We start from the raw sequence: 16244 nt of genomic DNA, 5'->3' as shown, positions 1-16244 counted from the left end.
CGTAAAAATAGAGATGCCAGCGGCCATAGAGCTGCGCAGGCATTTCCTGACTGCTCCCGATGGTCATCGGCATGCCCTCCGGCCATTCGATGAGCGTGCGCCGCGAGAATCCTCACCTCGATGCGGGTGCAAGGCCAGGGAATCTCGTTTCGAGATGCATCTGCCTGCTTTTGTTTGTCCGGCTCGATCTCGGCGTGATGCACAGACTTCCAGGCTCCGCCTCCGCCAGCGGGTAAAGCTCCACTTTGGCCGTGCCCCGTCCGCGTAGATGATGCCAGCGGTGCCGGTGGCTTCAGCGTGGCCGGCTCCTTCTCGATCCATGTCCAGAAATCGCGGACGCCTCCCAAATAGATGCCCGCATTGCCGCGGCACCGCAAGGGAGCTTTAACCCGGCCGCAGGCACCAGGTCCGTGCTGTAGCTCACCGGCTCAAAGTCCAGCAGCTTCCGCTTCGCCACGCGCTTCGCGGGCAAAAGCCGTTGCTCGTGAGAAGGCCTCACTGCTCTTCAACCAGGTTTGTGCCATCTGGATCATGGTAGCTACCCGGTCAGAGTTTCACGGACTTATCGCGATTCGGGACATCACGCCACAGAGCCTTCACATGCACCATGCCCGTGTGTCTGATGCGCCAGATGAAGCGGAAGAGAGTACGCTCCAAAAGGCCTTTGGCGTTCTTTGCCCGCCGCGCTGCTGTAATCGAGATAAAGACCGCAATACTGCGTGTGATGCGAGATCATCAGCCGCGCAACTGCACTGCTATCGTCAGTCGTCAGGGCACGGCCTCATCCAGCAGACGAAACACTGCGCATTCGATCAGATCATCGCTTGACTTGCTTCTTCGTGCCATCGAGCAGCGCGTAAAACCGCGCCATCGGCACACGTGCGGGGCCAAAGGCCGACGATAAAATCCGCCGTCAGTGCCGTGATGTTTTGTGCTTCCTTCATCCACAGCATGCGAGCGGCGAGGTAATAGCCCAGGCCGTTCGGTCCCGCGTTGTCACGGCCTCAGCCGACATGAAGCGGGCCCCGCAGCGTGGAAATGTGGAATCGACGTCTTCAGATACTCGATATTAAAGTTGTCGCCGCGTGCGGACCGGGCAGATCACGGTCCCAGGTATTGACGCTGTAGATACTCCCGGATGCCGAGAGTCTTCACCTGGCACCCCATCCAGCAGTCAGAGGCTTAAGTCCACGGTGAAGCCACCGCGGATGAATCCCGTCGCCACACTGATGACCACATTCCGGATGCGCTTCGATGGAAGGCGGCGGCGGGTGCTCATTGTAGGCATACATGCCGAAGAGGCGGCCTGGGAGGCTCTTTCCGACGGCTTCCGCGACTTCATTCTTCCAAAAGCAGCGCACGGTCACTCACACTGCTACGGATTGTCGCGCATTCGCCACATTCCGCACCATCCGCCGCCATCACTCGGATCACACGAAATGGAGTCCACATCGGCCTTTTCGCCAAATTGGGCCAAAGCATCCGCCACGACGAGTTTGCGCAAATCCGCATTCGAAATGCAGAACTTCGGTTTTTGTAGCGTTTTCCGTCCACTAGAGCCAAAAAACTCCGGGTGCGCGGCGAATTCCGGGCCTCGTGGCGCCTCGCTGACTGCCATCATACGCATGGCCGGAATTCAGCAGGATGCCGCTGGTGGCTCGGTTGCGGATGTTCCACTGCTCACAATCCGCCTCCCTTTCCTTGAGATAGCCGAATCCGGCCCATATACGCCGTGCGTGGTAATCCGCCGATTCCTCCACATTCCACGGTTCGATGCTGAGCGAGGGCCCTCGCGGCACGATTTCCACTTCTTACCAGGAAGGAGCCGGCGGAAGCCGCAGCGGTGCAGCAAATCCCACACCGCTGCCGCACCGCCTTCGCGCCTACGTCCACGGATGACCACGCACCTTTTTTGGAAAGCAGCGAGTAGTCCTCCCTCTCCGTTAGTGCTGGCGCAGCCTTTAACCCAGGAAGATGCCGCGGCTCCTGATCACTCTCGATATGAAATTCCGCCCCCGTGATGCGCAGGAGCATGTCACTGAGCTCCGTAGCAGCGGGCAGTAGTTCCTCACTCTGAAGCACCACCGGCATCAAAGCGCGGCCCTGTTCACTGAGTTGCGCCTTCCGCATGGATTGTGGCAGCGAAGAGAAAAGAAGAGACCGCGCATGCCATGGAAAACGCCAAGTTCGGCATCCGTCTAACATTCAGGCATCGGTGGAGTCGGAGAAAAGTGAAAGGGTCCATGATCGCGTGTTGGCTACGTCAGGCAGTTCACTGAACGTGCGGCAGATCCCTTCACGACGTTCCTGCTTGAAGTCTGGATCCAGGCAATAATCGTCGATATCGGCACCGTAGATTCGCAGCACGACATGCTTTAAAGTATCAATATCAAAACCGATCGCAGGCTCCGTCGTTGCCGAAATTATCTGATGCCCAGGTGCCCATTGCTTTGTTGTGGTTGATTCGCTCGCGCCCGCCAAGCGAGCCATAGACCCAGGGCGAGGGAGGACAAGGTCGCGTGCGGGGAGGCTGAGGTAGTCGGAGGTGGCGGCGCTGGCTCCGAAGCAGCCGCAGCGGATGTCGATGCCGCGATACCACGCATGCCGATGGCTCCGAGAAAGGCGATGAGGGCGGCATTGAGCACGAGGAGGCCACCTGGACGAAAAAAAGCCCGTCACGACGGCCAATCCGGCAAAATCTCCAGCCATGGCAGGCCATCGCGAGGCCAAGGCGGACCAGGGGTCTCGGAGCAGGTCCGAAGCTGCGCACGTCATCGAGAAAGGACTGCGGATCGGCCGCTTTGACGATGCCTGCATAGATAAATAAGCCGCCAGAGCAGATGCAGAATGAGCTGAGACTTCTTCATGGCAAAATCTGCGACATAGGAGGACGAGGACCACGAGTTTTTTCCCTTCCAGCCGCTTCTCATCGCTCAGAGGCCACACTTCGACATCAAGTGGGCGCTGGGCGAGCAGACCCATCTGGGTGACAAACCCCGCGCTGCTATCGCCACCGAAGCCCTGAGTCTCATCGTCATAGATCCACATGAAATCGCTCCCGAGCAACAAGACGGGAGATTTTTCATCCATGCTGATGCCGCCGATGGAGAGCACATCTGCCTGCTCCAGACCAAAGAGCGCATCGGGGGACCGGGGATCGAGTTTTCGTGTCAGATCACCTGCATCGAGATGGCTAGGGTGCTGTGGCCGTGATGAGTGGCGTCTCTGAACCGAAGAGTGTGGCGTGCTTCTCACGCAGATGCTTCTCGGTGAGCAGGGCGACTTGCTTCATGGCATCTGGGGTCCAGTGACTATCGCGGCGGAAGTAGATCTGTTTGCGATCACGCAGCTTCCAGAGTGCATCGGTGGCATCGAGCACATCGATGCCGCTTTTGCGCAGGGCATCGAGGCGGGCTTTTTCGCCATTCGAGCGCACGGGGTCCCAGTCATTGCGCAGATGGAGCTTTTCAGGATAAAGCGTGGCCCGCTGCGGCACGGCGACGAGCACGAGGGGGATATTTTGCTTTTTTGAGCGTCTCTGCGAGGTCGGTGATGGCGCTCTGTGCTGGCTCGGTGCCATCACGGGCTCGGAGCAGCCAGTTCAGATCGCGTTGATCGAAGAGCCAGCCTTCTTGGCCTAGGTGGACCTGCGGGCTGCCCTCCTTCAGCGTCCAGGTGAGCACACGCTGCATCAAGCTGCGTGCGCTAGTGGTGAGTGCATTGGATTTGGTGACGAGCCTGCCCAGTTCAAAGAGGAAGGGCAGCAGCAGGAGGAGCAAAAAGATGCGCAGGACCAGTGATGCCTCCTCACGCGTCAGTATGCGCTCCGGTTTGACCTCGGTGCGCTTGGTCGGATCGATGGGCTGTGCGGTGGGTTTCATGACACAGGGATGTAGCGAGTCCAGAGCATCACCGCAGCCAAGGCGAACACGCTGAGGCTCCAAATGGTTTTCCATGGCCGCCACACACGCAGAAACTCGGTGGTCGGTGGGTGAGGAAGAAAATGGCTGCGGAGGCAGCAAGGCTGAGAATGTGATAATCCGTCCACACGCGTGCATCTTGGATCAGGACCGAAATGCTACGGGTGGCGGCCAGATGAGCGCCTTGATGAAGAGTGCCCACTCAGAGAGCGAAAGCGTCAAGGCGAGCATCATACCGAGTACGATGCCTAGCAGCATCAGAAGCGAGCGACTCCGCGAGAGTGGGGCTTTTTTTTCGATGGTAGATGGCTGGACTCCAAAGAGCCCACTCAGCCCAGTAGCGACATCACGCACACTGCTGATGAATAAGCCGATGAACAATGCCAAGGCGCGCACGCAAACCCACGCCGCGCTGAGACTGACATTTGCTGCCCCTGCATGCAGGATCAGTAGCGAGATCTCCATCAGTGGGAGGACGAGCAGGACAGCCTTGGCGATGCCCAGGCAAAAATAGAGCGCAGAGGTGGACTCCGTCAGGGCATCGCCATTCCGGTGCAGTGCGGCCCTCAGCGTCAATGCGAGCGGCAGCAGGATGAATAGGAGCAAATGAAGTGCCTGGAACACGGGAATGGAGATGGCGCATGAATGCGCCAGGTCAAACGGCGATCCATGCGATGGCGAATCACGTCTGCGGGCGATTTTCTTGGGAGAGAGGGCATTTCGGAGCGGGAAATTGCTTCCGGCGCTTGCCATCTGCATGCCCAGCCGCGAGACTCGGTGTGGGCTACCCGATTCTCCTCCGTGTTGTTCCTCCTGCTCTACGCTCACTGCGCGGCGGAGATCGTGACGTCTCGCACAGACCCTGTCGCGAAGCTGCTGAATCAATGGCATGAAGAAGGCACCGCCGCCGGTCTCTCCGCCATCAGCTATGAAAACCGCGATGGGGGCCACTCCGCGCTCAATACCTCACTCTACCCTGGCCTCCAGATCATCAAGCCAGAGAATGGCCAAACTGGCCCCGCCAGCAAAGTGCGGCAGCAGCCCGTCATCGGGAACTGCTCCATGGCCTCTGCGCCAGAGCAGATCGGCTGCCTGCCGCGCGGTGTCTATTATGGTGAGCCCGGTGGCTCGGTGTTTCTCTTTCAGCAGTATGTGAATAACAACCTCTTCATTTACCCCGAGCACCTCGATCATGATGCGGGTGGCAATGGCGTCGGTGGCTACGGCGATCTGCTGCCACTGAACACACCTACGTTGGTCATTTCCCAGGGGTCATCGTTCAGTGATCAGCCCTTCGTGCAGGCCTTTCTCAGTGCCACGGCTGCCTTTTCTCCCCAAACACAGCGCTTTCTCATCGAGAATAAAATCCTCATGCCGACACTCCAGTCCATCTTCCGGCAGAGCAACAAGATGGTCACTACGCCAGCAGATTACCTCACGGGCAAAGCCCATCCTGTCGTCTTCGATGGCACACAGATGGATGAGGAGAAGATGGTCCGCCTAGCCCATTCGATGCAGCCAGATTCTGTGCCACCGCTAGCACTCCTGGAGGTCAAAGAAGAAACCAAGCTGGAGAACGGCGTGAATTACTTTGAGCCCCAAGGCGGGAAATGGAATATCGAGCTTGCTACGACGCCAGTAAACATCGCCCGCGTGATGCGCGGGAATGTCACCGAATATGGCATGCTCGTGAGTGTCAGCCGCAGCAGAGCGCCGACTCCCGGTAGGCAAGTCGCCGTCAGCTACCATCTGCTCCAGGGTGATCCACGCTTTGTCCATATCGACAAGCAGCCAGACAGCGCCCTCGCACGCATCCGTGTGCGCAGACAGCCACCCGTGCGTGGCGCACGCGGCATCCGCAGCCACCGCATCGACATCGGCGTCTTTGCCACGGATGGGAAAACAATCAGCGCACCCGCCATCATCAGCTTCTACATGCCGCCGAACGAGATGCACTTTTATGATGAAAAGGGCCGAGTGAGCGAAATTCATTATCAAACGCATAACACGGACGCAGGCCTACCCGCAGAGGATAAAGATCCGCGCTGGCTCCTGCTCATGGATGCGCTCACTCGTGAGGACATGGAGCTCCTACTGGCCAGATTGCTCGAAGGAGCCTTCACATCTGAAGAACTCGATACGATACGCAAAACTCGCCGCGACATCCACAAGCGCCACATCGCCGCCGAGAATCTGGCGCGAGATCCTGCTCAGAAAGACGGAGCAGAGAAGCCCCGCGCCAGCGGCCGAGACGAAATCGCCGCCGCACTGCAAAAAGCTCTCCCAGGGCCGAAAGCGCGTGCCTGCGTGATCGCATTGCTCCAAGCGCTAGAAAAATTGCTCGCAGATCCGCTGCTCTTTGTCCGTGAGCAGAGAGCCATCCTCGCGCTCGCAGACAAGTCACCGAAAAGCACCGCTGCCGCAGATCTCCGTGCCGAAATCCGACGCCTCAGCCTGGTGAGCATCCTCCAGCAAGGAACTGATCTTGATTACAAGATCGTTAGCAATCCGAAGAAACTCTCTCAGGGCGAGATTTATGCCTTACGAGGCCTGCATCTCACCGTCCTTAGCCAGATATTACTCGCAGGTGCTCTGGAGCGCTCCCCTGCGCCAGCCTGGGTGCCACCGAATATAACCACTCCGAAAACCTGGCGAGACATCCTGCATTACGAAGGAGATACTTCCGCGCCAAGTGGCTGGACGCGTTATCACGACACTCGCAGTACCGAATTTGACTCCCGTGGACGTGTCATTCCACCTGGGAAAGACAAAACACCCATAGCTGTCAGCTACCTCATAGGCCCAGATGGCCAGCTGACGTGGAAATCGGCAAAGTAGAGAGTCGAAAACTAGCAGGCGAGAGGAACCTCTGTCGTCAACTCTAAGAGGAGAAAGAAGAGTCCGCCCGCAAATCGCGCAACGCATGCAAGGAGCCCTCCGCAGCACGAATCTGCCTCGCGCCATCTCTGCGAGAGGCCCCAAATTGCCCGCGATACCGCTCAAAATAGCCATTCACGAATTCCTTGGAGCCAATCACCGCTCCCGCTGTGAAATGCCGCACCTGCGAGCGCACCAACTCACCCAGCGATAGCTTCCCACCTGCTTTCAAAACCTCCTCGGCCTGCTCCACACTCACCCCTCGCCGAGCTATCGCCCCTCCATCCGCTGTTTTCACCTCTCGCCCGGTCGTGAACAAGATTCGTCGATACCCCTCCCGCGCTCCGCTCTTCACCCAATCCGTTTCACTGGCATCTCGTCCCGTCACACGGCAAATCCCTCTCTGGCACTCTTTGTTCCCTCCCAGCGCCTCCGCATACCCGCACCACCGGTAATCCTTCGGATCACTCACCAGTCCACCTCGCACAGGGTTGAGATCAATATACGCCGCCATCGCCAAGAGCGGATCACCCTTTCCCTCCACCAGCACACTACGGAACCGATCCATCCAGAGCGTCCCTTTCCGCTTGTGGCGTTTGTTGTACCACCGCGAAAATCGTTGTTTCACCTCACGCATATACACCGCCACATCGCAAAATCGCTTTTTGAGCAGCCCCAGCCGATGCTGCACCACCGCCTCAGAGCCCCGCTTCCGCAACTCCGCAAAATCCTCCTGCAACTGCTCCACGAACACCTTGCTATACAGCACCCGCAGATGCCGCATCAGCCTCTCCTCCCCCTGCGGTCCACCAAACTGCTCCTCCACCCACCTCTTCTGATCCGGCACCTCCACAAGCGCATGAAAGTGGTTCCCCATCACGCAGTAGGTGAGCAACCGTACTCCACAGAACTCCGCTAGCCGCCACAGCACCCTGCGCAGCGCCTCCTTCTCCACATCATCCCAAAACACCGCCCCACCGCAGGTGCGAGACATGACATGAAAGGTATTCGTCTGTGACTGAAACCCCTTCACCCTGCGCAGGGATTTACCGGCATCAGTCATGAGATATGGGCCAGTTTTGGCATTTACCCCGACGAGCTGCTCTTCGAGAGGCAGTTTTCTGAGCAGATCAACAGGCGGAAGCGCAGCGTGGGAGTTCATGTGCAACGAGGGGCGGACAATGCAGCCTGTAGGCCACAAAAGCGAGAATGCAACAACTTTGAGCAGTGCTCAAAGTTGCAAACCCAACGGTGTCTAAAATTGGTCCAAAAATAATGGTCCAGCAGTCCAATAGCAGGAGCTTGCGTGTCCTGTAGTGAGTCGGACAAAGTCCTGCGTAGAGGGATAGGTTGAAATGATTCTCTGCTCCCTCCAGCCACCCTTCCTGGGCAATATAACCGCATCTCTGTGTTGACTATGCGGGGTCATGAAATTTTTCTTTTTATGGCCTCTATAAACCTCTGCTCCCCCGTCTTCGATCTACTCCTCGCTCCGGCTCTTCCGCTCTTCTCGGAGTGCTCTCACTCTCGTCATTGTCCCGAACTCTCCGATGCACGGTGGCTCACTTTGGGAGTTGCTCGTTGCATCGAAGCGCACCCCTCCAGTCGTAGCTTTCTGCAAACTCTCGCCTCGAATGCTCCCGATCTCTGCCCCGATCACTCGCACTGGTTCGCCTCCTTAAAAAGTGAGCGCCGCCTGCGATTGTGCCGTCAACTCAATGAGCACCTACGCTCTCTACTCTGCCGCACACTGCCCGATGCGCTCCGTGTCTTCCCCTGCCTCAATGATTATGCCATCTACGCTGGCGATGGTCACAGCCACGACCATGCTTGTCATGATCCGCTTGATGCCAAAGGCAACCGCCTCACTGTGGGACATCTCTACACGCGCAACCTACGTAGCGGCGCGTTAAGTCACTTGTGCGTCGCCGATCAAGCACAGCGGGACAAGGAGCACGACATGCGAGGCCTCAAGCGCCAGAACATCCAACGACTTCGCCACGGCACACCTCAAGGTGGCAAGACACTCATTATCTGGGATTGTCCTTCGCTTCGCTCACGACCTGCGTTTATGGCTTCGCTTATCGCCACTGCGCTATCGCGCCATGCAGTGCGCCGGCATCGACTTCGCGCAATGGTTTAGGTGGAAGCAAGGCAGTAGCATCTACATGCTCAGCCGCTGCAAAGAGAATATGAGCCTCATGGTCTGCGGCACGCTTTCCTTTGACTCAAAGGATGCCATCAACGCAGGCGTGCTTGCCGACGAGCCTGGTCAGCCCCGTCACCTGCGGGGTTACACTGCGGCGCATACGCTTCTGGGAAGGGCAAAGCGGGCGCATCTTTGAGTTCATCACCAATCTGACCGAAACGGACGTGACTCCAGGAGTGCTCGCGCACCTTTACCGTATGCGTTGGGATATCGAAAAGAGCTTTGATGAAATCAAAAACAAGCTTCACGAAAAGAAAGCCTGGGCTAGCAGTGCCACGGCCAAAAGCATGCAGGCCACCTTTATCTGCCTGACGCACAACCTCATGCTGCTCATGGAGCATGAGTTGAAGCAAAACCAAGGGGTGAGCAATCGTGCCGAAGATCAGCGCAGGGCAAAAAGACTCGAGAGGGTCAAATTTGCAGCCCGAAAAGGAAATCAGGTCGTGCCGATGCCCATCAAGCTGACTCAGCGGTGCACCGTGATCACAGTGAAAATGGTTCGCTGGATAGCTACCCATCTCTGGAAATCCGTCTCCGTCAGGCAAGCCGCTGTCGCACTGGCGGCCCTCTACGCCCATTTATGACAATCCAATTTTGGACACCGTTGTGCAAACCAATCGACACGCCATTCGTGACCAGAGGGAAGTCGTAAGCATTCACGGTGCTTGTTCGTATCGGTCTATCATGCTGCTTCGACCTCCATTGACACCGTTTTGCCGCCGGGACATCCTGGGCGGGCTGGGTGGCGTTGCGTTGGCGTCGATGTTGCGGGCTGAGCAGGGCTGGCAGCCGCCTTCGGGTCTGCCGATGCTGCCACAGCGGGCGAAGCGGGTCATTTGGCTCTTTATGCGAGGCGGCGTCAGTCACATGGAGAGCTTTGATCCGAAGCCCATGCTCACGAGGTATGTGGGTAAGAGTATCAGTGAGACGCCCTTTGCGAGTGTGCAGGATCCTGAGAAGCTGAAGAAGGTTCGGGTGGTGGTGGTCAATGACGCGAATGGAAAGCAGCGAAATACGATTTATCCGCTCCAAGTCGGGTTCAAAAAGTACGGTGAGTGCGGGGTGGAGATCAGTGATTGGTTTCCCCACATGGGCTCATGTGCGGATGAGATCGCGTTTATTCGCGGCATGTGGACGACGGATGACAATCATGGGGCGCAGGTGCAGTTCCACAGCGGTCGGCACATGCTGGAGCCTCGTGTGCCGACGCTGGGTGCTTGGGTGACGTATGGCTTAGGCTCGATGACGGATAATCTGCCCTCCTTTGTGAATATGGGGCCGCGCTATTTCGATGTTCGCGATGGGCATTACTTGGGGCCAGCCTTTGATGCGGTGAATTTGAAGGTCGATCCGAAGAATCCGCTTACTTTTGCCGCGCCGGAGTTCCAAATCGGCAAGGGCGAGCAGGCGGCTCAGTTTGAGCTTATCCATCAGCTCAATGCGTTGGCCGCCGAGCAGTATCCTGGTGATAAGACGCTCCCTGCTCGCATGAAGAGCTATCGCCTCGCTTTCAATATGCAGACGGCGGTGCCGGAGACGATGAATCTGGACGCAGAGAGTGCGGAAACCCAGAGGCTCTACGGCATGAATGACAAGGTGACGGAGCCTTTTGCCCGCCAGCTCATCGTGGCGCGGCGGTTGGCGGAGCGCGGGGTGCGCTTCATTCAGATCCAGCATGGAGATGGGGCTGCGGGGGCTTGGGATTCGCATTCGGGGCTCAAGAAGAATCACACCAATCTCGCGCAGCAGGTGGATAGGCCCATCGCAGGGCTCTTGAAGGATCTGAAGCAGCGGGGGCTGCTCGATGATACGCTGGTGGTTTTCGCCACAGAGTTTGGCCGCACGCCGGGCACGCAGGGCAGTGATGGGCGGGACCATCATCCGTATGCTTTTAGTGTGTGGATGGCAGGTGGGGGGATCAAAGGCGGTACGATCCATGGTGCGACGGACGAACTGGGCTTTCATCCCACGGAGCATCCGCATTACGTCACGGATGTGCATGCGACGATCCTGCATCTTCTGGGGCTCGATGCACGCCGTTTAGAGATTCCTGGTCGCAAGCGCTTGGAGCGCGACTTTGGCCAGGTGATTCGCGAAATCATTGCGTGATTGCTTGGTCAGGCTGAAAGAGCTGGCGCATGGCCGACACGGAAATCGATCCGCAACTCACTACCAAACTCCACCGCCGCTGGCGTGGGCTTGGGGCACTCATCTTCACGCTGTTTTACAGTTTTTTCTTCGCTGCGCACCTCGCGATGGTTGGAACGACTGTGTATTTAAAAGATGGAGCGGTGTTGAGCGCTGGCACTGCCAAAGTGTATGCAGATATGACACTGCCTGCGGCTGATGCGGGTGGGCGCGGGACGGGAGAGGGTGGAGCATTTCTGCTGCTGCATCGTCCATTCGTTGCGGTATTTGAGGGTGTGTGGTCCATGCTCGCTCAAGATGCCGCGATGGCTCAAAAGCATGCTTTTGGCTCACTCCGGGCACTGGCAGGTGCGCTGATGGTGGTCTTCCTTTACAATATGCTACTGTGGAGTGGGCTGGGTTTTTGGAATGCGGTGCTGTGGGCGGCGGTGGGGGGATTCAGTACTGCGTCGGTCGTATTCACGGCACTGCCGGACACGGGCGTTTTCACCATGTTGGGGCTTACGGCCATGTTAGCGGCCATGGCTCGCGGGCGGCGTGCTCGGTGGTGGGAGTTCTCCATCGCAGCGCTCTACACGGTGCTGTGTTCGCATTGGAATCTCATCGCGGTCATCCTCCTTGTGTTCGTGCGTGGGGTGCGGCGCTGGCGCATGAGCCAGTCGTCTTATGGGACCGTGCGGGCGATGTTGGTGAGTGTGTGCATGTTGGTCTTGCTCATGCTCGGGGCCATGCGGATCCAGGGATGGATGTATCCCAAATCTAGCCGGAAGCCCGTGACGGCTCTGGTGCATGAAGGGACCGCGCAACTGGAGAAGGCTGGGGAGCGACTGATGCACACTCCTTGGCTTTCACGATTAGAGGATGTCTTTCTCAATAGCGTCGTGGCACCAGATGCTAGTGCGGTGGATACTGTTGCTACGAATGAGCCGCGCACACGGCGTGTCATCACGCTGGCGGAGGATCGGGGAACGGTGATCGGTTTTGAGCGGGTGCTATGGGCTGCGTGGCTGTTGCTGCTCTTGCTAGGGATGGCAGGACTGCCAGGGGCTGCTGAGCATGCAGGTGTGGCGACGGGAGCCCTGATCTTGCTCGGGTGGCAGATGGTTTATTATGGAGCACTCGAGCAGGCAGGGCAGCGGCTACTTTTCTCCTGGGCCTGGCTACCGCCGCTGATCATCGCCACGGCGGTGGGCTGTGGGCGTGCGCTCCAGCGCTACTCCAGGCTGAGGGTGCCTGTGACGGTGCTGCTGATCTTTTTTGCCAGCATGTTAGCCATGCGGAATTTTGGCTTCATCCAGCGCATCGCTGATCAGATCCGCCTGATTGCATCTGTCTGAAAAAAGATTCGCGGAGTCCGCGCCTGTTTGTCAAAATACTGCATGCCCACCAAGTCCTCATCCAAGCCATCCTCACCCCTCAGTGGGTCGTTGCTGCTCGCTTCTCCTGCGATGAATGACCCCAATTTCTCCCGCACGGTCATCTTCATGGCGGCACATCATCGGAAGAATGGTGCTTTTGGTTACATCCTCAATCGACCCATTGATCAAAGCGTGGGCGATCTACTCCCTGGGCAGGATCTTGGGGCTCTCGGGAGCGTGCGGGTCTTTGTCGGTGGCCCGGTTTCGACGGATAAGCTCTCCTTTGCTGCGCTGCATTGGAACAAGAAAAAAAGCACCCTGCGCTGCCAGACTCATCTTTCGGTGCCAGATGCCATGAAGGCTCTCCAGCAGGGGCATGACGTACGCGGCTTTATCGGTTATTCGGGCTGGAGTGGCGGACAGCTCGAGATGGAGATCAAGCGCCGCTCGTGGATCATCACGAGTGCCCGTCCTATCGTGCTAGCGGATGAGCAACATGAGTCCATGTGGAAGGCGGTCCTCTCAGAGATGGGCCCTCTTTTCGACATTATGTCCGGCACGCCTGAGAATGTGCGGCTGAACTGAAAAATAGCCCTCCGCACGAAAATACCGCTTCCAGCGACAATCTGCCCCGTGCTGGAGGCGTTCTATCGTCATGCTCCGAGTCCCTTTTGTCCTTCTCGCACTGTCCGTCTCTACTTTTGCCCAAAACGTCAAACCTGACGATGTCGCAGGCAACGAAGCGGTCAAAAAGATCATGGAGACGCGTGCTGGCCGTGGCGTGATGCGTGACGACACACCGCCCACGCCTGCTGCGGAGGCTGTTAAGAAATTCAAGCTGCGCAGCGATGTCGCTATCGACCTCATGGCGAGCGAGCCGGATGTGGAGCAGCCGCTTTATGTGAGCTGGGACAGCAAAGGCCGCATGTGGGTCACCATGTATCGCCAATATCAGTTCCCGGCTGGCTTGAAGATCATCAGTTACGACCAGCACCTTCGTGCCAAGTTCGACAAAGTGCCGCTCCCGCCGCCGCGTGGCGAAAAAGGCGCGGACAAGATCACCGTCTTCGAAGACACCGACGGCGATGGCTTTTTCGACAAGCACAAAGACGTCATCACCGGCCTGAACATCGCCAGCGCCGCGCTCCACGGCATGGGCCGCATCTGGGTGCTGAATCCGCCTTACCTCCTGAGCTATCCCGACGCCGATTTCGATGCCAAACCGGATGGTGATCCCGAGGTCGAACTTAGCGGCTTCGGCCTCGAAGACACCCACAGCGTCGCCACCAGCCTGCAATGGGGCATGGACGGCTGGCTTTACGGAGCGAACGGCAGCACCACCACCGGCAATGTCAGCAGCGCCAACACCAAGAACGTGAAATGGGAAGGCCAGTGCATCTGGCGCTACCATCCGAAAAAGAAGACCTTCGAAATCTACGCCGAAGGCGGCGGTAACACCTTCAGCCTCGACTTCGACAGCAAAGGTCGCCTTTTCTCCGGCACGAACGGAGCCACTCGCGGCATGCACTACGAGCAAGGCAGCTACGGCATCAAAGGCTGGGGCAAACACGGCCCGCTCACCAATCCGTATGCCTTCGGCTGGTTCGAGCACATGAAGCACGAAGGCGATAACAAACGCTTCCCGCAAGCCTTCACCATTTATGAAGGCGGCCTGCTCGGCAGTGCCTACGAAGGCAAAATCATCGCCCCGAATGCCCTGCACAACCTCGTCTATGTCAGCGAGCGGCTCCCCGACGGCTCCACCTTCCGCACGAAGGATGAAGAGCAGCTCATCACCACCCCCGACCGCTGGTTCCGCCCCGTCTGGGCCGGCGTCGGCCCCGATGGCGGCTTCTACATGGCCGATTGGTATGACACCAGACTCAGCCACGTCAGCCCCGTCGATGACTGGCACAAAACCAGCGGCCGCATCTACCGCGTGCGCCCTGCGAGCGGTGCGCCGAAGCTGAAGCCGTTCGATTTGAGCAAAGCGAGTGGTGAGGAGCTTCTCGGCTATCTGAGCCATCCGAATGAGTGGTTCAGGAAGCAGGCGGTGCTGGAGATTGGGTGGCGCGGGATGAAGGAGCTTGAGAAGCCGCTCTTCGAGATGATTAGCAGTGATTCAAATACACACGCACTCGAAGCTCTATGGTCTCTTAATTTACTGTATCCTGAACACGACTTTGATGATCCTAGTAGCATGGGAAAACGGCAAATGGCTGTCGTTGTGGCGTTAAAAAGTAAGGACACTTACATCAAAAGGTGGATTGCGAAAATGGCAGGGGAAGAGGGCCTCTCTTGGACAAGTGTTGGCATCATTGGGAAACTCATCAGCGACGGCGAACCAGAAGTTCGGGCTCAACTTCTCGCATCTGCAAAGCGCCTTCCAGCTCAACTTTCGCTTAACTTGCTCAAAGCAGCCGACACCGAAGACGAAAGCGGCCATCTGCCGCTCCTCGCGTGGTGGGCACTTGAATCGAAGGCCGAAAAAGAACGCGAAGCCGTCTTCGCCTTCCTGAAGTCCGACGCAGACTTCTTGAAGACGAAACTCTTCCGCGATCATCTCGCCGAAAAGCTCGCGAAACGTTATGCACTGGCGGGTGGCGAAGAAAACCTCAACTCCTGCGCCGAGTTGCTCGCTCTCACGAACGACGAAACCCTGCGTAGCAAGTTCATCGCAGGCATCGCCTCAGCTTTCGAAGGTGCGGAGATGCCGAAACTGCCGGAATCGCTCACCAAGGCTCTTAACGACTACATGGCGAAGCAAAGCGGCGGCGACCTCACACTCGCGTTGCGCAGTGGAAATGCCGATGCGCTCAAAAGTGCCCTCAAACTGCTTTCCGATGCTAAAGCGAGCAACACGGCCCGAATCGCTATCGCGAAGACTTTGGCGGAACTCGGCAAACAGGACGCGGTGATGCCGATGGTGGCGATTTTGAAGTCTGGCGCGGCTCCTAGCCTCAAACGCGGTATTTTGCAGGCTGCGGCCAAGTTTGACGACAAACGCCTGCCAGAGGCACTGCTTCTCGGTTGGGAAGGTCAAATTGCGGGCGACAAAGCGCTACGCGAGGATGCGCTGCGTGTCATGGCCGGGCGAAAGGAGTGGGCGCAGATTTTGATCAACTTCGTCAATGAATGGAAAGTGCCGGCGAAGCATTTCACCATCGACATCGTGCGCCAGCTCAGCCTGCACAAGGATGCGGAGATCGACGCGAGTATCGAAAAGCACTGGAAGGGCCTGCTGGCCACCGGACCGACGCCTGTGAAGAAAAAGGAGGCCGAGCGCATCAAGGCCGTGATCAAAAGCGGACTCGGCGATGCCGAAAAGGGCAAACTGCAATTCACCGCCCGCTGCGCCGTGTGCCACAGCCTCTTTGGCGAAGGCGGCAAGATCGGCCCGGAGCTCACCGGCTACGACCGCAGCAATGCCGATTTCTGGCTCGATAACATGTTCACGCCCAGCCTGGAAATCCGGGAAGGATTCGGAGCCTACATCGTGAAAACCAAAGGCGGCCAGATGCTTACCGGTCTCATGGATGCGCAGGATGCTCAGGGCATCGTCCTCAAAGACATCGCGGGCAACAAAACGGCCATCAAACAGGCCGACATCGAGAAGCTGGAAGCCTCACCCATCTCCCTGATGCCAGAAGGACTCACCACTGGCATGAGCGATGCGGATTTGAAGGACTTCTTCGCGTATTTGATGAAGGTAGCCCGGTAACATCGCTCGTT

12 protein-coding genes are annotated in these 16244 nt (G+C 57.9%); 7 read left to right on the top strand and 5 right to left on the bottom strand.

What is annotated here, in order from left to right:
• Positions 1 to 2205: 2205 nt before the first annotated feature.
• The 4 genes from IPK32_25460 to IPK32_25445 all read right to left on the bottom strand — a co-directional run bounded on the left by IPK32_25460 (position 2206) and on the right by IPK32_25445 (position 4544).
• Positions 2206 to 2490 carry a hypothetical protein gene (locus tag IPK32_25460; protein MBK8095226.1) on the bottom strand — a complete coding sequence of 95 codons (285 nt, stop codon included), beginning with the start codon at positions 2488 to 2490 and terminating at the stop codon, positions 2206 to 2208.
• 703 nt (positions 2491 to 3193) lie between these two features.
• Positions 3194 to 3508, bottom strand: a complete 315-nt coding sequence (locus IPK32_25455; protein MBK8095225.1) for a hypothetical protein — start codon at positions 3506 to 3508, stop codon at positions 3194 to 3196.
• The gene (locus tag IPK32_25450; protein ID MBK8095224.1) at positions 3468 to 3881 is read right to left on the bottom strand and encodes a hypothetical protein; all 414 of its coding nucleotides are present in this window, start codon (positions 3879 to 3881) and stop codon (positions 3468 to 3470) included. Before IPK32_25450 ends, IPK32_25455 begins: the two co-directional genes overlap by 41 nt.
• A 183-nt stretch (positions 3882 to 4064) precedes the next feature.
• On the bottom strand, positions 4065 to 4544 hold the full coding sequence (locus IPK32_25445) for a hypothetical protein (GenBank protein ID MBK8095223.1): 480 nt from the start codon (positions 4542 to 4544) through the stop codon (positions 4065 to 4067).
• Positions 4545 to 4721: 177 nt separating this feature from the next.
• Here IPK32_25445 and IPK32_25440 point away from each other — a divergent pair, with 177 nt between their 5' ends.
• Positions 4722 to 6758: a hypothetical protein gene (locus tag IPK32_25440; GenBank protein MBK8095222.1), complete on the top strand. Its 2037-nt coding sequence runs from the start codon at positions 4722 to 4724 to the stop codon at positions 6756 to 6758.
• A gap of 43 nt (positions 6759 to 6801) precedes the next feature.
• Here the strand turns inward: IPK32_25440 and IPK32_25435 are convergent, their stop codons facing one another.
• Entirely contained in the window at positions 6802 to 7959 is a 1158-nt protein-coding gene (locus tag IPK32_25435) for a hypothetical protein (GenBank protein ID MBK8095221.1), read from the bottom strand.
• Between the two features lie 943 nt (positions 7960 to 8902).
• Here IPK32_25435 and IPK32_25430 point away from each other — a divergent pair.
• From IPK32_25430 to IPK32_25405, 6 genes are all read left to right on the top strand, one after another.
• Positions 8903 to 9142 (top strand): hypothetical protein, encoded by a 240-nt coding sequence (locus tag IPK32_25430; GenBank protein ID MBK8095220.1) that lies wholly within the window; start codon positions 8903 to 8905, stop codon positions 9140 to 9142.
• On the top strand, positions 9054 to 9590 hold the full coding sequence (locus IPK32_25425; GenBank protein ID MBK8095219.1) for a transposase: 537 nt from the start codon (positions 9054 to 9056) through the stop codon (positions 9588 to 9590). The genes IPK32_25430 and IPK32_25425 overlap by 89 nt, the downstream gene beginning before the upstream one ends.
• Before the next feature lie 178 nt (positions 9591 to 9768).
• On the top strand, positions 9769 to 11115 hold the full coding sequence (locus IPK32_25420) for a DUF1501 domain-containing protein (GenBank protein MBK8095218.1): 1347 nt from the start codon (positions 9769 to 9771) through the stop codon (positions 11113 to 11115).
• A gap of 29 nt (positions 11116 to 11144) precedes the next feature.
• A complete protein-coding gene (locus IPK32_25415; GenBank protein ID MBK8095217.1) occupies positions 11145 to 12491 on the top strand; it encodes a hypothetical protein in 1347 nt (448 codons plus the stop codon).
• A 42-nt stretch (positions 12492 to 12533) separates the two neighbouring features.
• Positions 12534 to 13097, top strand: coding sequence for a YqgE/AlgH family protein (locus tag IPK32_25410; GenBank protein MBK8095216.1), 564 nt, complete (start codon positions 12534 to 12536; stop codon positions 13095 to 13097).
• A gap of 70 nt (positions 13098 to 13167) precedes the next feature.
• On the top strand, positions 13168 to 16233 hold the full coding sequence (locus IPK32_25405; protein MBK8095215.1) for a c-type cytochrome: 3066 nt from the start codon (positions 13168 to 13170) through the stop codon (positions 16231 to 16233).
• Positions 16234 to 16244: the final 11 nt, after the last annotated feature.

The sequence above is a fragment of the Verrucomicrobiaceae bacterium genome (assembly GCA_016713035.1).
GTDB lineage: Bacteria > Verrucomicrobiota > Verrucomicrobiia > Verrucomicrobiales > Verrucomicrobiaceae > Prosthecobacter.
This window is presented reverse-complemented; position numbering and strand designations above follow the sequence as displayed.

Coding starts and splice junctions, on each gene's coding strand:
- IPK32_25450 (MBK8095224.1), bottom strand. CDS start 3,881: ATGAAACCCACCGCACAGCCCATCGATCCGACCAAGCGCACCGAGGTC.
- IPK32_25420 (MBK8095218.1), top strand. CDS start 9,769: ATGTTGCGGGCTGAGCAGGGCTGGCAGCCGCCTTCGGGTCTGCCGATG.
- IPK32_25405 (MBK8095215.1), top strand. CDS start 13,168: ATGCTCCGAGTCCCTTTTGTCCTTCTCGCACTGTCCGTCTCTACTTTT.
- IPK32_25410 (MBK8095216.1), top strand. CDS start 12,534: ATGCCCACCAAGTCCTCATCCAAGCCATCCTCACCCCTCAGTGGGTCG.
- IPK32_25430 (MBK8095220.1), top strand. CDS start 8,903: ATGCAGTGCGCCGGCATCGACTTCGCGCAATGGTTTAGGTGGAAGCAA.
- IPK32_25415 (MBK8095217.1), top strand. CDS start 11,145: ATGGCCGACACGGAAATCGATCCGCAACTCACTACCAAACTCCACCGC.
- IPK32_25460 (MBK8095226.1), bottom strand. CDS start 2,490: ATGGCTCGCTTGGCGGGCGCGAGCGAATCAACCACAACAAAGCAATGG.
- IPK32_25435 (MBK8095221.1), bottom strand. CDS start 7,959: ATGAACTCCCACGCTGCGCTTCCGCCTGTTGATCTGCTCAGAAAACTG.